The organism is Arthrobacter sp. 05T444, from assembly GCF_056395905.1.
The window spans coordinates 1-22,526 of sequence record NZ_JBFTKK010000015.1 but is presented as its reverse complement, the minus strand read 5'-3'; the positions used below and the strand labels follow the sequence as shown (position 1 = coordinate 22,526).

20 protein-coding genes are annotated in these 22,526 nt (G+C 66.4%); 7 read left to right on the top strand and 13 right to left on the bottom strand.

Features of this window, described 5'->3' with window-relative positions; all coding sequences use genetic code 11:
- The first annotated feature begins 39 nt into the window (after positions 1 to 39).
- Together AC1DD3_RS14990 and AC1DD3_RS14985 are read left to right on the top strand one after the other, a co-directional pair.
- On the top strand, positions 40 to 1,692 hold the full coding sequence (locus tag AC1DD3_RS14990) for a sensor histidine kinase (RefSeq protein ID WP_230117711.1): 1,653 nt from the start codon (positions 40 to 42) through the stop codon (positions 1,690 to 1,692).
- Entirely contained in the window at positions 1,689 to 2,402 is a 714-nt protein-coding gene (locus AC1DD3_RS14985; protein WP_230117712.1) for a response regulator, read from the top strand. The genes AC1DD3_RS14990 and AC1DD3_RS14985 overlap by 4 nt, the downstream gene beginning before the upstream one ends.
- Positions 2,403 to 2,422: 20 nt before the next feature.
- Here AC1DD3_RS14985 and AC1DD3_RS14980 read toward each other — a convergent pair whose 3' ends face one another.
- On the bottom strand, positions 2,423 to 4,330 hold the full coding sequence (locus AC1DD3_RS14980) for an AMP-binding protein (protein ID WP_230117713.1): 1,908 nt from the start codon (positions 4,328 to 4,330) through the stop codon (positions 2,423 to 2,425).
- 171 nt (positions 4,331 to 4,501) lie between these two features.
- Here AC1DD3_RS14980 and AC1DD3_RS14975 point away from each other — a divergent pair, with 171 nt between their 5' ends.
- The 4 genes from AC1DD3_RS14975 (at position 4,502) to AC1DD3_RS14960 (ending at position 8,794) form a co-directional block, all read left to right on the top strand.
- Positions 4,502 to 5,143, top strand: a complete 642-nt coding sequence (locus tag AC1DD3_RS14975; RefSeq protein WP_476882018.1) for a GntR family transcriptional regulator — start codon at positions 4,502 to 4,504, stop codon at positions 5,141 to 5,143.
- A 12-nt stretch (positions 5,144 to 5,155) separates the two neighbouring features.
- Positions 5,156 to 6,676 (top strand): MmgE/PrpD family protein, encoded by a 1,521-nt coding sequence (locus AC1DD3_RS14970; protein WP_476882017.1) that lies wholly within the window; start codon positions 5,156 to 5,158, stop codon positions 6,674 to 6,676.
- Positions 6,677 to 7,582 (top strand): methylisocitrate lyase, encoded by a 906-nt coding sequence (gene prpB, locus AC1DD3_RS14965; protein ID WP_476882016.1) that lies wholly within the window; start codon positions 6,677 to 6,679, stop codon positions 7,580 to 7,582. It begins immediately after the preceding gene.
- A 72-nt stretch (positions 7,583 to 7,654) separates the two neighbouring features.
- Positions 7,655 to 8,794, top strand: a complete 1,140-nt coding sequence (locus AC1DD3_RS14960) for a bifunctional 2-methylcitrate synthase/citrate synthase (RefSeq protein ID WP_476876569.1) — start codon at positions 7,655 to 7,657, stop codon at positions 8,792 to 8,794.
- A gap of 79 nt (positions 8,795 to 8,873) precedes the next feature.
- Here the strand turns inward: AC1DD3_RS14960 and AC1DD3_RS14955 are convergent, their stop codons facing one another.
- From AC1DD3_RS14955 to AC1DD3_RS14900, 12 genes are all read right to left on the bottom strand, one after another.
- Positions 8,874 to 10,388 carry a hypothetical protein gene (locus AC1DD3_RS14955; protein ID WP_476882015.1) on the bottom strand — a complete coding sequence of 505 codons (1,515 nt, stop codon included), beginning with the start codon at positions 10,386 to 10,388 and terminating at the stop codon, positions 8,874 to 8,876.
- Position 10,389: 1 nt separating this feature from the next.
- Positions 10,390 to 10,899, bottom strand: a complete 510-nt coding sequence (locus AC1DD3_RS14950) for an RNA polymerase sigma factor (RefSeq protein WP_230117719.1) — start codon at positions 10,897 to 10,899, stop codon at positions 10,390 to 10,392.
- Positions 10,900 to 10,973: 74 nt separating this feature from the next.
- Positions 10,974 to 11,462 (bottom strand): 8-oxo-dGTP diphosphatase, encoded by a 489-nt coding sequence (locus tag AC1DD3_RS14945; protein WP_230117720.1) that lies wholly within the window; start codon positions 11,460 to 11,462, stop codon positions 10,974 to 10,976.
- A gap of 69 nt (positions 11,463 to 11,531) precedes the next feature.
- Positions 11,532 to 12,533 carry a site-specific tyrosine recombinase XerD gene (xerD, locus tag AC1DD3_RS14940; RefSeq protein WP_290369724.1) on the bottom strand — a complete coding sequence of 334 codons (1,002 nt, stop codon included), beginning with the start codon at positions 12,531 to 12,533 and terminating at the stop codon, positions 11,532 to 11,534.
- Positions 12,533 to 13,195 carry an NUDIX domain-containing protein gene (locus tag AC1DD3_RS14935; protein WP_230117721.1) on the bottom strand — a complete coding sequence of 221 codons (663 nt, stop codon included), beginning with the start codon at positions 13,193 to 13,195 and terminating at the stop codon, positions 12,533 to 12,535. The genes xerD and AC1DD3_RS14935 overlap by 1 nt, the downstream gene beginning before the upstream one ends.
- A gap of 30 nt (positions 13,196 to 13,225) precedes the next feature.
- Positions 13,226 to 15,055, bottom strand: a complete 1,830-nt coding sequence (locus AC1DD3_RS14930) for a CTP synthase (RefSeq protein WP_230117722.1) — start codon at positions 15,053 to 15,055, stop codon at positions 13,226 to 13,228.
- Positions 15,056 to 15,172: 117 nt separating this feature from the next.
- On the bottom strand, positions 15,173 to 16,912 hold the full coding sequence (gene recN / locus AC1DD3_RS14925; protein ID WP_230117723.1) for a DNA repair protein RecN: 1,740 nt from the start codon (positions 16,910 to 16,912) through the stop codon (positions 15,173 to 15,175).
- A gap of 3 nt (positions 16,913 to 16,915) precedes the next feature.
- Entirely contained in the window at positions 16,916 to 17,971 is a 1,056-nt protein-coding gene (locus AC1DD3_RS14920; protein WP_476876561.1) for an NAD kinase, read from the bottom strand.
- 12 nt (positions 17,972 to 17,983) lie between these two features.
- Positions 17,984 to 18,796, bottom strand: a complete 813-nt coding sequence (locus AC1DD3_RS14915; RefSeq protein WP_230117725.1) for a TlyA family RNA methyltransferase — start codon at positions 18,794 to 18,796, stop codon at positions 17,984 to 17,986.
- Between the two features lies 1 nt (position 18,797).
- A complete protein-coding gene (locus AC1DD3_RS14910; RefSeq protein ID WP_230117726.1) occupies positions 18,798 to 19,055 on the bottom strand; it encodes a hypothetical protein in 258 nt (85 codons plus the stop codon).
- Between the two features lie 9 nt (positions 19,056 to 19,064).
- Complete coding sequence (locus tag AC1DD3_RS14905; RefSeq protein WP_230117727.1) at positions 19,065 to 20,054, bottom strand: HAD-IIA family hydrolase; 990 nt, start codon at positions 20,052 to 20,054, stop codon at positions 19,065 to 19,067.
- 6 nt (positions 20,055 to 20,060) lie between these two features.
- A complete protein-coding gene (locus tag AC1DD3_RS14900) occupies positions 20,061 to 21,005 on the bottom strand; it encodes a hypothetical protein (protein ID WP_230117728.1) in 945 nt (314 codons plus the stop codon).
- On the opposite strand from AC1DD3_RS14900, the gene AC1DD3_RS14895 reads away from it, so the two are divergent.
- Complete coding sequence (locus AC1DD3_RS14895) at positions 20,994 to 21,686, top strand: hypothetical protein (protein ID WP_476882014.1); 693 nt, start codon at positions 20,994 to 20,996, stop codon at positions 21,684 to 21,686. The two genes, AC1DD3_RS14900 and AC1DD3_RS14895, sit on opposite strands and share 12 nt — an antisense overlap.
- Positions 21,687 to 22,526: the final 840 nt, after the last annotated feature.

The following is a 22,526-nucleotide window of genomic DNA, read 5'->3' as shown; positions in this document are numbered from 1 at the left end:
TGGCTCACCGTTGCGTTCATATTGGTCATAGGAGGTGTTGTGATCCACCGTTGGAGCATTGCAAGGCGGCTGTTCGTCGCGAATCTGTTGTTCGTGCTGGCGCTTACGGCAATCGTGGGCACGGCCGCCTTCGTGGACGCCCGTGACCGCACCTACGACGAGGCCGGACGCCGGATGACGGCCGTGGCTGTCTCCATTGCCGACAACCCGCTGGTGCTCCAGGCCGCTGCCTCCAGTGACCCCTCGGCCACGCTTCAGCCGTATGCACGCCGGGTGATGGGTGACGCGCGCGCCGATTTCATCACCATCATGGCGCCGGACCGGACCCGGTGGACGCACCCCCTGGACGAGGAGCTGGGCCAGCCCTATATCGGCTCGATCTCCGAAGCCCTCGACGGGCGCGTGTTCACGGAAATCACGGCCGGAACCCTTGGCCCCTCCGTGCGAACCATCGCGCCAGTCAAGGACGCCAGCGGCTCGGTGAAGGCGCTGGTCGCCGCCGGCGTGACCGTAAGGAACATTGACGTCGCGGTGGCGGGCAGAATTCCGGCCTTGCTGGTCATCGCCGGCGGCCTCCTGCTGGGCGGATCGCTGACGTCCTGGCTGCTCGGACGTTATCTTCGACGCGTAACGCGCGGCTGGGGCCCGGAGCAACTTGCCCAACTCTTTGCGTATTACGAATCAGTACTCCATTCGGTCCGCGAAGGCGTCATCCTGATCGACCCCAGGGGAAGGGTGGTGATGTACAACGACCAGGCTGCTGAGCTGCTGGGACTGGCGCCGCGGGGATCCGGCGGCGACCAGGCGGACGCGCCGTTCCTCGCGGACCTCCCGCTGGCACCGAGCCTGAAAAACCTGTTCGATTCGGGACGCACGGCCCTCGACGAGATCCACCTGACGGACTCCGGCGTTCTCGTCGTGAACCAGGGTCCGGCTGTGGGACCGGACTCCCCTGCCGGACGGCAACGCCCTGCGGTCTTCGGAACAGTGGCCACGATCCGTGACCGCACGGAAATCGAGTCCCTGGGCACTGAGCTTGAGAGCATGCGGACTCTCTCGGGTGCGCTCCGTGCGCAGACCCATGAGCACGCGAACAGACTGCACACCATGGTTTCCCTGCTGGAACTGGGCAGAACAGGTGAGGCACTGGAGTTCGCGACGAAGGACCTGGAGCTGAGCCAGCAGTTGACGGATGACATGGTCAGTTCGGTCCAGGAGCCGGTGCTGAGCGCCTTAGTGATGGGCAAGGCTGCGGAAGCCCATGAACGGGGGGTCGAGCTCGTGGTGGATGCCTCAGGTCCGGCCCTCACCGGCGGACTGGCGGTCCAGGACCTCGTCACAGTCCTGGGCAACCTGCTGGACAACGCCATTGACGCTGCCGCCGACGCCCCGGCACCGAAACGCGTGACACTGACCGTCGATTCGGGCAGCGGCGGACTGGATATCACCGTCCAGGACTCCGGCAAGGGCATCGACCCGAAGTCCGTGGACGACGTGTTCCGCTACGGATTCAGCACGAAGAAGGCCGGGCCTTTCGGGCGGGGCCTCGGGCTGGCGCTGGTCAAGCAGGCTGTCCAGCGCCTTGCAGGTACGATGACCATCACCAACGCCGGCGGCACCAACGGCGGCGCATGCTTCCATATCGTGCTCCCAGCAGCCGTCCCGCCACGTCTCCCGGAGGAGCAAGAGTGACAGACATCCGAGTCCTCGTCGTCGAGGACGAACCCGTAGCAGCGGCGGCGCACGCCGCCTACGTGGGCAGGCTTGCCGGGTTCAGTCTTGCGGGCACGGCACCGGACGGACAGTCCGCGCTGCGGATGCTCACGGAATTCGCGGCCGCCGGCAGCCAAGTGGAGCTGGTCCTGCTGGATATGAACCTGCCGGACCTCCACGGCCTGGATATTGCCCGGCGCATGCGCTCTGCGGGCCACTTCGCAGACATCATCGCCATCACCGCGGTCCGGGAGCTCGCGATCGTGCGCAGCGCCGTCTCAATCGGGGTGGTGCAGTACCTCATCAAGCCATTCACGTTTGCCACCTTCGCGGACAAGCTGGACAGCTACCGGCAATTCCGCGAGCAGTTGGCCTCGCCCGAATCCGGCTCGGCCAAAGTGGGCGCATCCCAGAGCGACGTGGACCAGGCCTTCGCGAGCCTCAGGGCGCCGTCAGAGTTGCCGCTTCCGAAGGGCCTGGCCCACTCCACCCTTGATGCCGTCCGCGACTTCATGAAGCAGCAGCCGGGGGCGGTCTCGGCCACCGAAGTCATGGCGGCGCTCGGCATGTCGCGGGTCACCGCCCGGCGCTACCTGGAGTACCTCGCCGACGCCGGCGCGGTCTCCCGGACGGCCCGGTACGGGGCGCCTGGCCGCCCGGAAAACGAGTACCGCTGGTCCCGCGCCTGACGGAGCAGGTTCCGACAAGCTCAACCGGCGCCGTTGGCGTCCGCCGGCCGCAGGGCTGCCATCAGCTGGTCCAGCACCCCGGCGTCCTCGATGGTGGAGGGAACAACGTACTCCTCGCCGTCGGCGATTTGCCGCATGGTCTTGCGCAGGATCTTCCCCGACCGGGTCTTGGGCAGCGCCTCCACCACCGCGACGTTCTTGAAATCGGCCACCGCCCCGATTTCCCGCCGGACGAGCGCGATGAGCTCCCGTTCGAGAACCGGCACCGACAGGTCCACGCCCGACTTCAGCACCACGTATCCGCTGGCACGCTGGCCCTTCAGCGGATCGGCGACGCCGATGACGGCGCATTCGGCCACCGCAGGGTGCTGTCCGATGGCCTGCTCCATGGAGCCGGTGGACAGCCTGTGTCCGGCGACGTTGATGACGTCATCGGTCCGCCCCATCACGAAGAGATACCCGTCCCCGTCGCGGTAACCCGAGTCGCCGGTGGCATAGCAGCCCTCGAATGCCTGGAGGTACGACGAGATGTACCGGTCGTCGTCGCCCCACAGCGTCGTCAGGGTGCCCGGGGGCAACGGAAGCCTAAGCACGATGTTTCCTTCGGTTCCGGCGTCGACTTCCGCGCCGGAACTGTCCACGATGCCAAGGTTGAAGCCTGGCATCGCCACCGTGGGTGAGCCCGGCTTGATGGGGAGGGAGTCCAGTCCGCGCGGGTTTGCGCAAATGGCCCAGCCCGTTTCCGTCTGCCACCAGTGGTCCACCACAGGCACCCCCAGGATACGCGCAGCCCAGTGATAGGTGTCGGTGTCCAGGCGCTCGCCGGCGGCGAACAGGGTCTTCAGGCTGGAGGTGTCGTAGCGGGCCAGCAGCGCGGCCTCAGGATCCGCCTTGCGGATGGCACGCAGGGCGGTGGGCGCGGTGAAGAGAACATTGACCTTGTAGTCCTCGATAACCCGCCAGAACGCGCCGGCATCGGGAGTCCCCACCGGTTTGCCCTCGTACAGAACGGTTGTGGCGCCGGCCAGGAGCGGGCCGTACACAATGTAGGAATGTCCCACGACCCAGCCGACGTCGGACGCCGTCCACATCACGTCACCGGGCCCGACGTCGTAAATGTTTTCCATGGTCCAGCCGAGGGCCACTGCGTGGCCGCCGTTGTCCCGGACCACTCCCTTGGGGCTTCCCGTAGTGCCTGAGGTGTACAGGATGTAGAGCGGATCCGTGGCGCTGACATCCACCGGCGCAGCGGCTGCTGCCCCGGCCATTTGCTCGTCCCAGTCCAGCCAGCCAGCGAAGTCGGCGCGTTGAGCCGCGAAGCCGTCCCGTTCCTTGACCAGGACCCGGGTGCCTTCCGCGCCTGCGAGCGCGAGGGCCTCCGCCACTGCGGGCAGGTACTCCACGCGGCGGGACGGCTCGATTCCGCCGGAGGCGGTTACCACGGCCATGGGGGCGGCGTCGCAGATGCGCGCGGCCAGTTCCTTGGGCGCGAACCCGCCGAACACCACGGAATGGATGGCACCGAGACGCGCGGTTGCCAGCATGGCGATGGCTGCTTCGGGAATCATGGGCATGTAGATCACCACCCGGTCCCCCTTGCCCACGCCCTGCGCCCTCAGGACCCCGGCGAACCTGGCCACGAGATCGGTGAGCTCCGCGTAGCTGTACCGTTGCTTGGCGCCAAGCACGGCGGAGTCGTAGATCAGTGCGTCCTGGTCTCCGCGGCCCGCCTGGACGTGCCGGTCCAGCGCATTGAAGGCTGTGTTAAGGACGCCGTCCGGGTACCAGCTATAGAGCGGAGCACGGGCGCTGTCCACGGCCTGGTGCGGAGCCTGCGACCAGGACACCCGCCCTGCGGCCTCCAGCCAGAATTTGTCGGGCGTGGTGAGGCTGCGGTCGTAGGCGTCGCGGTAGCTGTTGGTGACCATGAAGAGTTCCTGTCCACTACGTTGTGTTGCGCCCATGCTATCCCCGACACAGGTCCGCAAACAAGGGCTGTGTATACATAAAGGATTATCTTCTGCCATTTTCACCAAATTACTGGGCTGGATGGGGTTTTATGTATACACTCAACAGGACTACCAACGAAGGGAGGCCGGATGCGCGCCAGCGACAGAGCCTATGCGGCACTGCGCGACGACATCATCGAATGGCGCCTCCGCCCCGGTACCGTCCTCGCTGAAGTCGAGCAGTCCGAACGCCTCGGCGTCTCGCGGACACCGCTGCGGGAAGCGCTGAGCCGCCTCACCGCGGAAGGGCTCACGACGACGGCCGGCGGCCGCGGCGTCGTCGTCACCGACATCTCACTGGAGGACATCGACGAACTGTTCGAACTCCGCGAAACGCTCGAAGGAAAGGCCGCCGCTCTGGCGGCAGAGCGAGGTGATGCCGCCGTTTTCCTGCAGCTGCAGCGCGAGCTTCTCGAAGCGCCCGCACTCATTAGCGCCATTGATCCGGCCCGCCACGAGTACTACGAGCTCGTGGCCCGTCTCGATTCGGCGATCGACGCCGCCATTTCCAACTCCTACCTGGCGCAGGCCATGCGGAGCCTGCGCGTGCACCTGGTCCGGGTCCGCCGGCTCGCCGCCGACGACTACGCGCGGCTAACAGCCGCCGCTGCCGAACACGCCGCCATCGCCGAGGCGATAGCAGCCGGCAACCCGCGGCTTGCCCAGGCCGCCACCACCATGCACCTGCACCGCAGCCTCTCCCACGTCAAAGCCACCCATACACCTCAATAACAAGGAGCCCCCATGGTCAAGGAACACCACGTCCGCGTGTACAAAAGCGAGGAAAACCTCCCCCGGGAAGACCAGCTCGCCCATAAAATCGCCGTGGTGGCGGCCGACCCCGTGCCTGTCACGGACGACGTCACCGACATGGTGATCAACCGCATCATCGACAACGCCTCTGTAGCCATTGCCTCGCTGAACCGCGCCCCGATCATCGCCGCGCGGGCACAGGCCCTGACCCATGGCCCCTCGACCAACGGCAAGGGCTCGAAGGTCTTTGGCATCGGCGAGCGCGTTTCCCCCGAATGGGCCGCGTGGGCCAACGGCGTGGCTGTCCGGGAGCTGGATTACCACGACACCTTCCTGGCTGCCGACTACTCCCACCCCGGCGACAACATCCCGCCGATCCTCGCCGTCGCCCAGCACGTGGGCTCCAACGGAGCGGACCTGATCCGCGGGATTGCGACCGGCTACGAGGTCCAGGTCAATCTGGTCAAGGCCATCTGCCTGCACAAGCACAAGATCGACCACGTGGCGCATCTCGGCCCGTCCGCCGCTGCCGGCATCGGCACGTTGCTGGGGCTCGACGTCGAAACCATCTTCCAGTCAGTGGGGCAGGCGCTGCACACCACCACGGCAACGCGGCAGTCGCGCAAGGGCGAGATCTCCACCTGGAAGGCCCACGCCCCCGCGTTTGCCGGCAAGATGGCCGTCGAATCCGCGGACCGCGCCATGCGTGGCCAGACCTCCCCCGTGCCGATCTACGAAGGCGAAGACGGCGTCATCGCCTGGATGCTCGACGGCCCGGACGCCTCCTACAGCGTCCCGCTGCCCGAAGCCGGTGAGGCCAAGCGGGCCATCCTGGACACCTACACCAAGGAGCACTCCGCCGAGTACCAGGCCCAGGCCTGGATCGACCTCGCCCGGAAACTCCACGGCGAACACCCCGAGGTCACCGACCCCGCAAACGTGAAGTCGGTCCTGATCAAGACCAGCCACCACACGCACTACGTGATCGGCTCCGGCGCGAACGATCCGCAGAAGTACAGCCCCACTGCCAGCCGCGAAACGCTGGACCACTCCATTCCTTACATCTTCACCGTTGCACTGCAGGACGGCGCCTGGCACCACGTGGACTCCTACGCCCCCGAACGCGCCGCCCGGCCCGACACCGTGGAGCTGTGGCACAAGGCCACCACGGTGGAGGATCCCGAATGGACCCGCCGGTACCACTCCCTGGACATCAACGAGAAGGCATTCGGCGGTTCCGTGGAGATCACGCTGGCCGACGGCACCGTCATCACCGACGAGATCGCCGTGGCGGACGCGCACCCACTGGGCGCCCGGCCGTTCGCCCGCAAGCAGTACGTGAACAAGTTCCGCACCCTCGCAGCCGGTTTGGTGGAGGACGAGGAGATCGAGCGGTTCCTCGACGCCGCTGCCCGGCTTCCGCAGCTGGCCGCCGGCGAGCTTGACCAGCTGAACATTACCGCCGCACCCGGCGTCATCGACCTCTCGGCCGCACCGAAGGGACTGTTCTAAATGCTGTACTCGAAAACCACGCCAGAGCAGAAGCGCATCAAGCTGCGGGAAATCCTGGCCTCCGGGACCGTCCAGCAGTTCCCAGGCGCGTTCAACCCCCTCTCGGCCCGGCTGATCGAGGAGAAAGGCTTCGCCGGCGTCTACATTTCCGGCGCCGTCCTGGCCAACGACCTCGGACTGCCGGACATCGGGCTGACCACACTCACCGAAGTGGCAACCCGGGCCGGGCAAATCGCCCGCATGACGGACCTGCCGGCCATCGTGGATGCCGATACCGGATTCGGCGAGCCGATGAACGTCGCCCGGAGCGTCCAGGAGCTGGAGAACGCCGGCCTAGCCGGCTGCCACATCGAGGACCAGTTCAACCCGAAGCGCTGCGGCCACCTGGACGGCAAGAACGTGGTGGACCTGGATACGGCCACCAAGCGCATCAGGGCCGCTGCGGACGCCCGGCGCGATGAGAACTTCCTGATAATGGCCCGCACGGACATCCGGGCGGTGGACGGGCTGGAGGCCGCCAAGGACCGTGCCCGCGCCCTGGTCGAGGCCGGCGCCGACGCCATCTTCCCGGAAGCGATGAAGGACCTGAGCGAATTCCAGGCCATTCGTGACGCGGTGGACGTGCCGATCCTGGCCAACATGACCGAGTTCGGGAAAAGCGCGCTGTTCACCGTGGACGAGTTGCAGGGTGTGGGCGTGAACATGGTGATATATCCGGTCACCCTGCTCCGTAGTGCCATGGGCGCTGCGGAGCGTACGCTGGAATCGATCAGGGCCGACGGAACGCAGGAGGCACAGGTAGGAAGCATGCTGACCCGCGTGCGGCTGTACGACCTCGTGGACTACGAGGCCTACAACCGCTTTGACACCGGCGTCTTCAATTTCCGGATCCCCGGAAGCGACTGACGCGCAACCCACACCCGGACCACCGGCCCCGGACGGCCGGTAAATCAGACGCAAGGAACGAAGGAGTTCAGCATGGCTGAAGAAGAGATCAAAAAGGGCCTCGCCGGCGTCGTGGTGGATTACACCGCCGTCTCCAAGGTCAACTCGGACACGAACTCGCTGCTGTACCGGGGCTATCCGGTCCAGGAACTCGCAGCAAGATGCAGCTTCGAGGAGGTCGCGTACCTGCTCTGGAACGGCGAGCTACCGGATGCCGGGCAACTGGCCGCGTTCACGGCCCGGGAGCGCGCCGGCCGCCCCTTGGATCCCGTGGTGAAGCAGGTGGTCGACACTTTGCCGGTCACGGCGCATCCCATGGATGTTTGCCGGACGGCTGCCTCCGTGATGGGCGCGCGCCATGAACTTGCCGAGGACTCCTCCCGGGAGGCCAACATGGCCAAGGCCGTGGACCTGTTCGCGGCCATGCCCGCCGTCGTCGCCTATGACCAGCGGCGCCGGCGCGGGCAGGAACTCGTGGAACCCCGCGAGGACCTTGGCTACTCCGCCAACTTCCTGTGGATGGCCTTCGGTGAGGACGCCGTGGCGGAGGTCGTCGAAGCCTTCAACGTCTCGATGATTCTCTACGCCGAGCACTCCTTCAACGCCTCCACGTTTACGGCGCGCGTCATTACATCCACCCTGGCTGATCTGCACTCGGCGGTGACCGGCGCGATCGGTGCACTGAAAGGTCCGCTGCACGGCGGCGCCAACGAAGCCGTCATGCACACCTTCGACGAGATCGGCATCAGGTCCGAGGAATCCCTGGAGGAGGCCGCAGCCAGGGCCAAGGCCTGGATGGAAGACGCCCTGGCCCAGAAAAAGAAGGTGATGGGCTTCGGGCACCGCGTCTACAAGCACGGCGACTCCCGCGTGCCCACCATGAAGGCTGCCCTGGACAAGATGATCGCGCACTACGGCCGTCCCGAACTGCTGGGGCTGTACAACGGGCTCGAGTCCGCGATGGATGAGGCCAAGGGCATCAAGCCGAACCTGGACTACCCGGCCGGCCCCACCTACCACCTCATGGGCTTCGACACAGAAATGTTCACGCCGCTGTTCGTCGCCAGCCGGATCACCGGCTGGACTGCCCACATCATGGAACAGGCCGCTTCCAACTCGCTGATCCGCCCCCTGAGCGCCTACAACGGCCCGGAGGAACGGCACGTCCCGTAGCTTCGATTTGCCTTCCGAGCGTACGACGCCGGGCCGGTCACCTTTTCGGGTGACCGGCCCGGCGTCGTTTCAGCAGGCCTCAGGACGTGATCTGCAGGCTCCGGATCATTGCCTTCAGTTTCAGGTATTCGGGTGTCTCCATGTAGGCCCTGGCCTCTGCCACGCTGGCAAACCGTGGTTCGGAGGCGTTTTGGACGGCCCGGTCTGCGAAGGACAACATTCCCCGCGGTGTGCCCGTGACCACTGTGTACATCAGGCAGTTGTCCTGCACTGACCCGCTGGACTTGTCCACCAGCCCCACCTGGTAGCTGAGTCCCTCGCCGTCGGACGTCTGGTCCATCACCCGGTAGGAGAACCGGACTGCCCGCTGTGCGGCCCAGTCTGCTGTCAGAGATGACGAGGCCGTATCAAGCTCAGTTATCTTGTGCGTCCCGTCCGTGCAGGCGCCGCCCAGGCCGCCGACTGCACCGTGCACGAAATCCGCCACCGTCTTGCCCGCCCCGTCGGTCACCCGGATTCCCGAGCCCGGGTAGTCAGGCGTTCCGACAGTGACATCCTTCGCGGTCCAGCCCTGCGGCAGAACGAAGCTGGCCTTCCCGTCCTGGCTGACAAAGCGTGGGCTGATGGCCGTTTTGGCTGGCTGCAGTGCAAGGGAGATCAGCATGCGTTTGACGTCCTGGTACTCCTGCGTCCCCATGTAGGCCTTGGCCTCGGCAAGGGAATCAAACGTGAGCGGAGCGTCTTTTCCGTCGGCCATGAGCCAGGTGGTGTCGCCAAACTGCGGGATCGGAACGTTTTCCGGGCCCAGGATACCGTTGTACAAGCCACACGTGGTCGTTTGCGGAGCCAGGTCCTCGTCGGCAAGTGCCAGCGAGCCGTAGACCTTGTCTCCCTCTATGACGCGGAAGACAAAGGCGGACGGACCTTGGGCGGAATCCTGGCGCTTCCCGGCTTTCTGCGGGATGTCCACGACCACCGAGTCGAGGGTCTGGTATGGCTTCGGGTCCGGGCACGCTGGACCACCCGCTGAGTCATAGAGCAACCGCAGGGTGGCCCTGGTCTTGCCGGCGGCATTCTTCACTTCGACTGTGTTGTAGGAACCCCCGTCGATTGTGTGCGGGGCCTCTGACACGCTCCAGCCGGCGGGGTGTTCGAAGGTTGCCTGGCCGGTGGCGTCCGTGAAGGTGGTCCAAGCAACTGGCGCCGGGACCGGCTTCTGCGGAGGCGTCTCGGTCGCCGGCGTAGCTGCAGGGGTGGTCCGTGTTGCCGTCGGCTTCGCTGTTGCTGCTGCCGTGGTTTCAGACACGGTGGGCGCAACGGGGCCAGCGGGAGCGGGCGCCGAGGTCAGGGTCCCGAGGTTCGCTGCCACCAGGATGCCGGCCGTCACCGCCGCAGCGGTCAATGTAAGCACGCCGGCCAGGCGCGCCCGGCGCCTTTTCCGGTCCTCGAACCTCACCACGTCGGCGGGCAGGCTGTCGCTGAACATGGGCGCCCCTGCAAGCACTCTGCGCAGGGCCGCGTCAGCGTCGGGCACCTCTGCCGGGTCGTGACGGAGCGGGTCGGTCCCGGAAATCAGATTCTGGATCGGATCCATGTCATGCCCCCATCTTCTGCGTGATCGATCCGGCTGCCACCGGCATTTGCTTGCGGAAGGCGGCCCGCGCGCGGTGCAGACGTACCCTCGCGGCGGATTCGCTGCACTGAAGCACGCCCGCAATCTCCGCCATGCTCAGCTCGTCCCAGTAGGCCAGTTGGAGGATGTCGCGCTCACTCTCACGCAGGGCGGCCATCGCGTCCTGGACCACGAGGTCCCCGGACTCCCCGCCGGAGCGCAGCTCCGCCGCTGCCCGGAGCTTCTCCTGCAGCGCCAGCAGCCTGTCACGGCTGCGGTACGCGTTTCCAATCAGATTCCGCGCCACCGTCAACAGCCACGCGATGTCTGTCCGGGGCTCGTCACCCCATTTCTGCCAGACAACACGGAAGACGTCTGCTGCGAGCTCTTCAGCAAGCTCTGCCGACTCCACGCGCCGCCGGACGAATCTGTAAACCCGCGGATAGCTTTCCCTGTGAACGGCGACGAACGCCAGTTCGCGTTCCGATTCCACGCATCCCCCAAAACGAATGAAGTAGTGTCCTGCTTGGCAGGCTAACCGTATTGTTTCCGCTCCGGGGCCGGCTGTTACACACCCCGCGAAGAATATTCAGCGGAGGCCACAGTCTGGTTGTCATCGTTCAGGGTGATGACCGCAGCCACCGCTTCGCCACCCAGCGCGGCGGGGAGCCAGTGCTCGGCGTCCTGCCACATGCGCTCCAGGGGAAGCGCGGAGACAAGAAACCATTCCGGAATAATTTCTTCACTCTCCACGGGGTCGCCGATCCATCGGCGCGCGGTAAACAAGCGGGTGGACATGTTCCATTCCGGCCGGGCGGGAAAGACGAATTCGATCAGCCCGGCGTCGCGAAGGTCTTCCTCCAGGACCACCATTCCGGCTTCCTCGTGGACCTCACGGCAGGCCGCCTGCGCGTCGGTTTCGCCCTCCTCCACATGGCCGCCCAGGCCCACGATCTTCCCTATCCCGAACCCGGTCTTCTTAAGACCCAGCAGGACCTCCGGGCCCGCCGCACCGTCGCGAAGCATGAAACAGAGGGTTACGGGTGTCGACGTCATGGATAAACAGTAGCCCTCGCCCGGTCCGGTCCTGGGCGTCACGTCGGGATGCTGCGTGCGGCCCTACGCCTAGCCCAAAGCCCTCGGGTGGGCCGCGGCATAGATTTCGCGGAGCGTGTCTGCCGTCACGAGGGTGTACACCTGTGTGGTGGTCACGGACGCGTGGCCCAGAAGTTCCTGGACCACCCTGACATCCGCTCCGCCTTCGAGCAGATGCGTGGCGAACGAGTGGCGAAGGGTGTGCGGCGAGACGTCCTTGGTGATGTTCGCCTTCTCCGCGGCAGCCTTCAGGATGGTCCAGGCGCTCTGCCTGCTGATGCGCCCACCCCTGGCGTTGAGGAAGAGCGCCGGCGTGCCCTTGCCTTTCGCTGCCAGCAGGGTGCGGCCCCGGACAAGGTAGGCGTCGAGTGCCCTGGCCCCATACGATCCGAGCGGAACCAGGCGCTCCTTGGAACCCTTGCCGAACAGCCGCACGATCGCCGGTCCGGCCTCGGCAGGCTGCAGGGAGACGTCGTCCACATCCAGTCCCACGGCCTCGCTGATGCGGGCACCGGTGGAATAGAGGAATTCAAGCAGTGCCCGGTCCCGCAGCCCGGTGGCGGTGTCGGTCCCGGCGGCTTCAAGAATCCTGGTGACTTCATCCACGGTGATGGCCTTGGGCAGCCTCTTCCCGGGCATTGGCGGGTGGACGTCGCTGGCCGGATCCGCCGTCGTCGTTCCTTCCAGCGCCCAGAACTTGTGCAGTCCCCGGACGGCGACCACGGTGCGGGCCGCCGAGCGTACGCCCAGGGGCGTCCCGCCGTCGGAACCGTCAGACAATGCCTGCGCGAAGCCCGTCACATGGTGGCGAGTGACGTCGCCGGGGCGGTTAATGCCTTCTGCGGCCAAGAAGTTGGAGTAGCGGGCAAGATCGCGGCGGTAGGCGGACAGGGTGTTGGCAGCGAGGCCGCGCTCCACACCCATGTGCTGGAGGTAGTCGGTCACGGCGCGGTCGATCGCCGTCCGCGGACGATCCTGGCTCGGGCGGCCCGGGGCCGGCGAAGCCTCAGCTGCTGCCGTGACTGCTGTCATCAGCGCTGGCTGGGATGGGCCGGCCAGGGCGCGTTGGCCGGCCGCAGATCGCCGAAGCCGTCTGCCTTCGCTGTTGCGGCGGCAAGGATTCCGACGACGGCGGACGGGTTGTGCAGGCGCCCTTCCAGCACCGCTGCCACCGCTTCCTCGAGCGGAATCCAGTGCAGTTCGATTTCTGCCTCTTCATCCGTGCGCACGTGAAGTTCGTGGTCCGGCACTTCGGTGAGCCCGCGGGCGAGGTAGATGCGGATCGCCTCGCTAGAGGATCCGGGTGAGTTGAAGAAATCCACCAGGACGTTCCAGGTGCTGGCCACGAGGTCCGCCTCTTCGGCGAGCTCCCGGGCGGCTCCCACCACGAAGTCCTCACCCTCCACGTCCAGCAGGCCCGCCGGGATCTCCCAGAGGTCCATTCCCACCGGGTGCCGGTACTGCTTGATCAGCAGCACCTCGCCGGCGTCATTCATGGGAAGCACGGCCACTGCCCCGGGGTGGTCGATGTAATCGCGGACCAGGGGGTCGCCCTCGTCGGTGAGCTTGAAGCTGTCGCTGACGACGTCCCAGATCCGGCCCTCGTAGACCTTCTCGGTGGACAGCAGACGGCGCGGGCTCGGCGCATCCGAAACCTGCCGTGCAGCAGGAGTGTTTTCAGAATTACCGGGCATCGCGCCGTCCTCCGTCGTTGGTGCTCTGGTCTACTTTGCGGTTACTTTGCGGGCTGTTGCTGCCGTCCCCGTTGCTTTCGTCCCCGTCACGTCCGTGCCCGTCACGCCCGCAGGGGTCTCGGAGATCCGAGCTGCAGAGGCCAGGGCGCCGTTGTCGGCGCTGCCGCTCTGGTGTTCCAGCGCAGCCTTGACCAGTCCGGCGAAGAGCGGGTGCGGCCGGGTGGGGCGCGAGCTCAGTTCGGGGTGGGCCTGCGTGGCGACGTAGTACGGGTGTACTTCGCGGGGCAGTTCCACGTACTCGACGAGCTTCCCGTCCGGGGATGTTCCGGAGAACACGAGGCCCTGGGCGGCGATCTGCTCGCGGTACTTGTTGTTGACCTCGTAGCGGTGGCGGTGGCGTTCGCTGACGGTGGTGGTGCCGTACGTCTCCGCGATGACCGAACCTTCGTCCAGCTTGGCTTCGTACAGGCCCAGGCGCATGGTGCCGCCAAGGTCTCCCTTGCCTTCGACGATGTCCAGCTGCTCTTCCATCGTGGCGATCACCGGGTACTTGGAGTCCGGCTCGAATTCGCTCGAAGAAGCACCTTCGAGGCCAACCACATTGCGGGCGTACTCGATGACCATGCACTGCAGGCCGAGGCACAGGCCCAGTACCGGAAGCCGGGTTTCCCGGGCGAACTTCAGGGCGCCCAGCTTGCCCTCGAGGCCTCGGATGCCGAAGCCGCCGGGAACGCAGATGGCGTCTACGCCGTCCAGCGACCTGACGGCGCCTTCGTGGGTTTCGCATTCGTCGGACGGGACCCAGCGGATCTTGACCTTGGCGTCATTGGCGAAGCCGCCGGCGCGCAAAGCCTCCGTGACGGAGAGGTAGGCATCCGGCAGGTCGATGTACTTACCTACGAGGGCAATTTCAACCTCGTGCTTGGGGTTGTGGACGGCTTCCAGCAGCTTGTCCCAGCTGGTCCAGTCCACGTCCTTGAAGGGCAGGTCCAGGGCGCGGACGATGTAGGAGTCCAGTCCCTGGGAGTGCAGCGTCTTGGGGATGTCGTAGATGCTCGGGGCATCCGGGCAGCCGATGACGGCGTCGATGTCGACGTCGCACATGCGGCCGATCTTGTCGCGCATCGGCTGCGGGACTTCGCGGTCCGAACGGATCACGATCGCCTCCGGCTGAATACCGATGGAGCGCAGCGCCGCAACGGAGTGCTGCGTTGGCTTGGTCTTCAGTTCCTGCGACGGGCCGATGTACGGCACGAGGGAAACGTGGAGGAAAAAGACATTTCCGCGGCCGATGTCCTGGCGGACCTGGCGGGCGGACTCAAGGAAAGGCTGCGACTCGATGTCGCCTACCGTGCCGCCGATCTCGGTGATGATGACGTCGGGGGCGTTCTTGCCCTCGGCCGGCAGGCGCATCCGGCGCTTGATTTCATCGGTGATGTGAGGGATGACCTGGACGGTGTCACCCAGGTACTCGCCGCGGCGTTCCTTGGCGATGACCGTGGAGTACACCTGGCCAGTGGTGACGTTGGCCGAGCCTTCGAGGTTTTCATCGAGGAAGCGCTCGTAGTGGCCGACGTCGAGGTCGGTTTCGGCGCCATCGTCTGTGACGAAGACCTCGCCGTGCTGGAAGGGGTTCATCGTTCCCGGATCCACGTTCAGATAGGGATCGAGCTTCTGCATAGTTACAGACAAACCGCGTGCCCGCAGCAGGTGGCCGAGGCTCGAAGCCGTCAGTCCCTTGCCTAGCGAGGACGCCACACCACCGGTGACGAAGATGTGTTTGGTCGTCTTGGACGAGCCCGGGAACCGGGAATTTACACGGGAATTTGATCGCTGCACCACGGAATTCGAGCCTATCATCAATTGAGCCTTCCACGGATCGGGTAACGCGTCCCCAAATGCCTCAGTCTTCCGTGTCCGGGCGCTGGGGGCAAGGGCAGTGTGGGCAAGGGCCCTCCGGGCAAGGGCACCTGCGGCTCAGGCCCGTTGGGGCAGCAGCTTGGCATCGTCCAGCAGCTCCTGCGCATGCGCCTGCGCGGTTTCGGAGTCCTCCTGGCCGGCGAGCATCCGTGCCAGTTCCCTGACCCGCTCGGGCTCGTCCAGCAGTTGGACGTCACTGGAGGTGAACCCGGTGGCGGTGCCGCCGTCGGAGCCCCGCACGGAGGTCTTGGTGACCCGGATGTGCTGGTCCGCGAAGGCGGCCACCTGCGGCAGGTGGGTGACCACGAGCACCTGGACGTGGCGGGCCAGCATGGCCAGCCGGCGCCCGATTTCGACGGCGGCGCGGCCGCCGACACCCGCATCCACTTCGTCGAACACGAAGGTGGGGACAGGATCAACGGCTGCCAGCACCACCTCGATGGCGAGCATGACCCGGGAAAGCTCACCGCCGGAGGCGCCCTTGCCCAGCGGCCGCGCGGGAGCCCCCGAGTGCGGCCGCAGCAGGAAGGAAATCTCGTCCGCGCCGTAGGGGCCCAACTGGCCAGCGGCCTCGAGGTTGATGACCAGGGTGGCATCCGCCATGGCGAGGGCCTTCAGCTCAGCGCTGACCCTGGCCGAGAGCTCCTTGGCCGCCTTGGCCCGAATTTTGCTGATCGCAGCGGCCCGTTTTGTGAGTTCCGCCTCCGCCCGTGCCACTTCGGCGTCAAGGGCCTCGATCCGGGTGGAGTCGTCCTGCAGTTCATCGAAGCGGACGCGGGCGTTTTCCGCCCAGACGAGGACTTCATCGATGCTCGGCGCGTACTTGCGGACAAGTTTTGCCAGTGCGGCACGGCGGTCTTCGATCTCGGCCAGCCGCTCCGGGCCTTCCGAATCCAGGCCGGCCTGATAGCTGGCAAGCTCCGTGGCGATGTCGTTGAGCAGGAAGCCCACCTCCGCGAGGCGCGCGGCGGCCGCGCCAAGCTCTTCGTCATGCTCCGATACGTTCTCCAGCGTCCGCTTTGCCGCATCCACGAGGGTCGTGGCGTCGCCGGTGTCGCCGAAGTCCTCGGCGATGAGTGCCTGGTGTGCGGTGGTGGCCGCGATGCGGAGTTCCTCGACGTTGGCCAGCTTCACGGCCTCGGCCTTGAGGGTGTCGTCTTCGCCCGGCTGGGGGTCAACGGCGTCGATTTCCGCCAGCGAAATCTCGAGCGACTCGGCCTCGCGGAGCCGGTCCCGCGCTGCGCTGCGGAGCGCTTCCAGCTCGGCCTGGCTGGACTTCCATGAGCCGTAGAGTTCCTGGAAGCCGCCCAGGGTTGCGGCCAGGTTCTCCCCCGCGAACTTGTCCAGTGCTTCGCGCTGGGCGGTCGCGCTCTTCAGCCTGATCTGGTCGGACTGTCCGTGCACCACCACAAGCGATTCGCCGATTTCGGCGAGCACGCCCACGGGGGCAGACCGACCGCCAAGGAACGCACGGCTGCGTCCGTCCGCCCCCAGGCGCCGTGACAGCAGCAGTTCCGCCCCGCCGTCGAACTCCTCGATCTCGGCGCCGGCGTCCCGGGCGCGTCCCAAGGCAAAATGCCCGGTGTCGAGCCTGACCACGGCTTCCGCGGAGGCGCTCTTGGCGCCGCTGCGGACGGCACCGGCGTCGGACCGGGCACCGAGCAACAGCCCGACGGCGGTAACCACCATGGTCTTGCCGGCGCCGGTCTCGCCGGTGACAACGCTCAGTCCGGGGCCCAGCGGCAGCGTGGCGTCGGTGATGACGCCCAGGTCGCGGATTCTCAGTTCTTCAAGCATGGATCACTTCCCCGTCGGAGGATCGGAATCTTCATCAGGCCCGGCGAAAGGCTGCGCGGCCCGAGGCAGGCCGTCAAGGCTTGGCGCGGACAGTGGCGCCATGGGCCGGGGCGTGCGCACGATCGGCACCGGGCCGGTGTGCACCTCCTCGGACTGCGGCACGGGGCCGCGCCAGCCGTGAATCGGCAGTTGGAACTTGCGGACGAGCCGCCCCGAAAACGGCGTCTGGTGGGTGCGCGCCAAGCGGACGGGAGTAGCTGACTTGGTGACCTCAACACGGGCGCCGGGCGGAAGGTCAACCGAGCGGCGGCCGTCGCACCACAGCACGCCCTGGGCGTCCGTCCGGTTCAGGACCTCCACAGCCAGCCGTGACCGGGGCGAGACCACCAGTGGCTTGGCGAACAGTGCATGGGCGCTGATGGGGACGATCACCAGGGCTTCGACTTCAGGCCACACGACCGGGCCGCCGGCAGAAAAGGCGTAGGCCGTGGACCCCGTGGGCGTGGCGAGTACCACGCCGTCGCAGCCAAAGGACGTCAGCGGACGCTCATCCACTTCGGTGACCACCTCGAGCATCCGTTCCCGGTTCCCTTTTTCGATGGCCGCCTCGTTGAGGGCCCACGTGTGCCAGATTTTCTGACCGCGCACCCAGACCTGGACGTCGATGGTCATCCGCTCCTCCACCGTGTAGTCGCGGCTGGCGATCCATTCGACGGTCTGCGTGAGGTCTGCCCTCTCGCTTTCGGCCAGGAAGCCGACGTGGCCCAGGTTCACGCCGAGCAGGGGAACGTCCACTTCGCGGACCAGTTCCGCGGCGCGAAGGATGGTGCCGTCACCGCCGAGCACCATGACGAGCTCGACGTCGGGCAGTTGGACGTGGTCGTGCAGGACCTCGACAGGCTGCTCCAGCCGCCCGAAGAAACCCTCCATGTCGCCCAGTTCTGACTTTTGCATCACCGGGATAATGCCGGAAGCGTGCAGCTGGGCGCACGCTTCCCAGGCAGCCTTCAGGGACTCTTCGCGGCCGGTATGGGCAAGTACCAGTACACGCCTGCTCATCGGTTCCGCTCTCTAGTGGTTCGGCCAGATATTTCCGAGCAACGCAGCCACTGCTGCGTCCCGCTCTTCGATCTTAGGCAAGTCTTCGGCAATTCTTCGTTTTATCCACAGGAAGTATTCGACATTTCCGTCCTGCCCGGGCAGCGGACTCGTGGCCAGTCCGCGCAGTTCCAGGCCTGCGTCGATGGCAGCACTCGCCACTTTACCGACAGCCATCCGGCGTTCGCGCTCTGAGGTGACCACGCCGGTGCGTCCCAGCCGGTCCTTGCCGATCTCGAACTGAGGCTTGACCATGAGCACCAGGTCACCGCCGGGGCCGGTGCACGCCGCCAGCGGCGCCAGGACCAGTGTCAGCGAAATGAAGGACAGGTCCGCCACCGTCAGCTCAACGGTGCCGCCGATGTGGTCCGGGTCCATATAGCGGACGTTCAGTCCCTCATAGACGCTCACCCGAGGATCGCTGCGGAGCTGAGGCACCAACTGGCCGTGCCCGACGTCGACCGCCACCACATGGGCGGCGCCCCGCCGCAGCAGGACGTCGGTAAAGCCGCCCGTGGAGGCACCGGCGTCAAGGCACCTTTTGCCCCCGACAACGACGGCGGGAAACGCGTCCAGCGCGCCGGCCAGCTTGTGGCCGGCCCGGCTGACGTAGGTGTCGGTGGCATCTTCCGCCACCGTGAGCTCACGGTCGTCCGGCACTTGGAGCGACGCCTTCGCCAGCACGTCGCCGGCAGAAGACACCTTGCCCTCGGCGATGAGCCGCGCCGCATGCGTGCGCGACCGCGCAAGGCCGCGGCTGACGAGCATCTGGTCGAGTCTGATCATGTCAGGCGGCGCCGGCCCCGGACGGAGTGTCATCGTTCAGCGCTTCGAGCAAGGCGTCGTGCATCGCTGTGTAGGCCGCAGGATGCTCGGAAACGGGCAATCCGGGGATCTCCCGCACCTGGTCCAGGATCTCGTGGACCGTGCCGTCGACAACGGAGATGCCCTCGGATCCACCCGCGCCAGAATCGGCGGGCGGCGGTTCAGGCCAGGACACCAACGAGGCAGCCTCGACGTGCGAGTCAGGATTCAGCTCTGTCATGGCACCAGTCTATTGACCGAGCCATTCAAGCACGGGAGCTGTGGCCTCTGCAGCGTTCGGGTGCGCCTCCCACCAGGCGGCACAGGCTGCACGCCACGAATCGAGGCTTTCCTTGTTGCCGCTGATGCGTACACTCTCTCCGACTACTGAGGCAGTCGAATCACCGCAGCGGAACGCGCCGCCGTCATTCTCCACCGCGGGATACGGCTGGTACAGCCCGGTCAGGTCCTGGATGACGAAGGCGGGCCGTTCGTCCGTGCGCGCCGCCAGGATCGATTCCCGGGTGTCGACGCCGGTCAGGACGGCCACTGTGGCGAAGCCGGCTCTGTTGCCGCCCAGGATGTCGGTATCCAGCCGGTCGCCCACCACGAGCGGCCGCTCCGCCCCGAGGCGCTTGGCCGCAGCGTGGAACAGCGGAGCTTCGGGCTTGCCTGCGACACGCGGCGCCTGGCGCGTTGCCGCCGTGACGGCGGCAACGAGGGTGCCGTTACCGGGCGCCATTCCGCGGGCCTGGGGAATGGACATGTCCGTGTTGGTGGCCACCCACAATGCCCCGCCGGCCACGACGTACGCAGCTTCCGCCAAGTCCTTCCACCCGATTTCCGGGTTGAAGCCCTGCACCACGGCCACAGGGTTGCCCTCGGCGCTATGCACGGGTTTGAGGCCCACGAGCGCGATTTCGTGGGCAAGGGCCGGGCTGCCGGTGATCAGGATGGCGGATCCGGCCGGAACCAATGATGCCAGCAGCTCGGCTGCAGCCTGCGAGGAACTCACCACCTGGTGGTCTTCGGCGGGGGCGCCGAGTTCACGCAGGTGGGCAGCGACCTGCGCCGGCGTCCGGGAGGCGTTGTTGGTCACGTAACCAAGGCCGACGCCGACGCCATCCAGTCGCCGCAGCGATTCCACCGCTCCCGGGATGGCATGGGGGCCTGCGTAGACCACACCGTCCAGATCGGAGAGCAGTGCGTCGAACCGCGAAATCAGGTGTGTGTCATCCATTCGTGCCTAGTCCTCCGAACCTTCGGGCCTGCGGTCCTCGTGGTCCGATTCGTATTCTTCAGGCTGGATGTCACCGGTCTGGGCGTCACCGGCGTGGGCGTCACCGGCGTTCTCTGACTCCATTTCCTCGGCGTCGTCCGTCTCAGCGGAGTCGGCGTCGGACTCGGCGTCATCGGACTCAAAGTAGTCGGAGCCGGCGTCGTCAACGTTGTCAATCGCTGACGACTGATCGGCCGCGGAGCCGGCGGCACCGGCCTCCGGGCTGGCCTCGGCAGCCTGCTGCGCGGAAGAAGGGCGTGCCTGCTCGGGAGCCGCGTCTGCGGCAGCCTGGGTTATCAGCCGCCGGCGTTCGGCTTCCTCGCGTGCCTCCTCTTCCTCGTCCCAGCCGAGGTCGATGATGTCTGGTTCCTCGGATATTCCGGTGCCCAGGGCATCCTCGGCGACCGTGGCCTGGCGTTGCCACTTCCCGGCCTCGGCTCCACGTCCGGCGGCGCCCAGGGCATCTGCGTAGGCCCGGAACAGCCGCGGGCTGTAGGAGAAGGCACGATTGATGTCCAGTTGCGGGATCTCCAGCTCGGCGACGGCAGCATCAAGCTGTCCGAGGTCCGAGCGGGCACCGGAGGCGACTATGGCCAGCTCCACCTTGCCCGGTGCGTCCAGGTCCTGGGCTTCCTCCGAGCGGACAACGTCCAAGGCACGGTCGGGCCGCCCGAGGCCACGTTCGCAATCCGCCATGACGGGCAGGTGCACGTTGGAGCCGCTGATCCTGCGGTAGGTCCGGAACTCACGCAGAGCTTCGCCGTAGTGTCCGGCGGCGTAGGCCGTCAGGCCCACGGCTTCGCGGACAGCCGCGAGGCGCCCGCCGCGCCGGCTGGCGGCCAAGGCGTGCTGGAAGGCGAGCTCGGGCTCTTCGTCGATGAGGCGACCGGCCATCACAAGGTGGCGGGCCACCCATTCAGCGCTCTTGGCTTCAAGGGTCTTGATCTGGTGCTGTGTGGCGCGGTCCAGCTCCTTGCCCGTGACATCCTCGTCGATCTCGGGAGAACGCTCACGGTCCGGGCGGTTGGCGCTGCGCAGGTCCCGGGCGTTGGGGACACGGACCGGGCGATCTTCGTCCCTGTCGCGGCCGAACTGGCGCGGGCCGGAGTCGCCTCGGTCAAAGCTGCGGGGTGCCCTGTCCTGCCTGTCGCCGAACGGCTTACGGTTGTCGCCGCCGCCAAAGCTGCGGCGGTCGCCTTCGCCTTCACGGCGCGGACGGTCACCGAACGGCTTACGGTCACGGTCACCGAAACTGCGGCGGTCGCCTTCGCCTTCACGGCGCGGACGGTCACCGAACGGCTTACGGTCACGGTCACCAAACGGCTTACGCTCACCCTCACCTTCACGGCGCGGACGATCACCGAACGGCTTACGGTCACGGTCACCAAACGGCTTACGCTCACCCTCACCTTCACGGCGCGGACGATCACCGAACGGCTTACGCTCACGATCGCCAAACGGCTTACGCTCACCCTCACCTTCACGGCGCGGACGATCACCGAACGGCTTACGCTCACCCTCACCTTCACGGCGCGGACGATCACCGAACGGCTTACGCTCACGATCGCCGTCGGGACGGCGGGGGCCATCTGAGCCCCGCCCGTCCTGGGCGCGGAATCCGCGCGGATCTCCACCGGAGTTGTTGGTGCCACGGAATGATCCGCCGTTGGAGCCGCGGTCACCTCCGGAGTGTCGGCGGTCTTGTCCGCCGCGATTGCCGCCGTTGTGCTCAGCCATGGTGGATTCCTCCTGTAGTGAGCCGACCACTGGCGCAATGCGCAGCCGCTCTTATCCTTGTTTTCTTGTCCGTGCGCAACCCGAGGTAAAGCACCACGAAGCTCGCATACCTCATGCAATTCTAGGCGAGAGCCCGCGGGACGACTAACGGGAAAGCCGCCAGAAGGAGCTTCGTGGGAATGCTCACAACCAGGTTCCTGGTGGACCCCAACGGCGTCGGCGCAGGAAGTGAGAGACGGTTCATCGTCTAGCCATCGACGCTCTCTCACTTCCTGCGGGGAGAATTACGGACGCTCCCCTCACTTCCTGCGGGGAGAATTACGGACGCTCCCCTCACTTCCTGGGGGAAAGTCACCGACGCTCTCTCACTTCCTGCGGGTACGACGGCGGCGTGCTTGCCTGGGTGCCCGGGCCGACCTTGGTGGGGTGAGAGAGCGTTGCCCAGGAAGCTGCAGGAAGTGAGTGAGGGTCCCTTGTTTCGGGTGCAGGAAGTGAGAGAGCGTGCCTATAAATCTCGGCCGGTGCAAACCCCTGCCGTTGAGTCTGCCGGCACCGCGGCCGGGCAGTGGCGGGGCCGTGCTGGCAGGGCCCGTCGACTCCGGGGGGATATTTGGGGTTAAAGAGCGAAGGCCCCGACATTTGCTGTCGGGGCCTTGGCCGTAAATAGTGTCCGGCGGTGACCTACTCTCCCACACC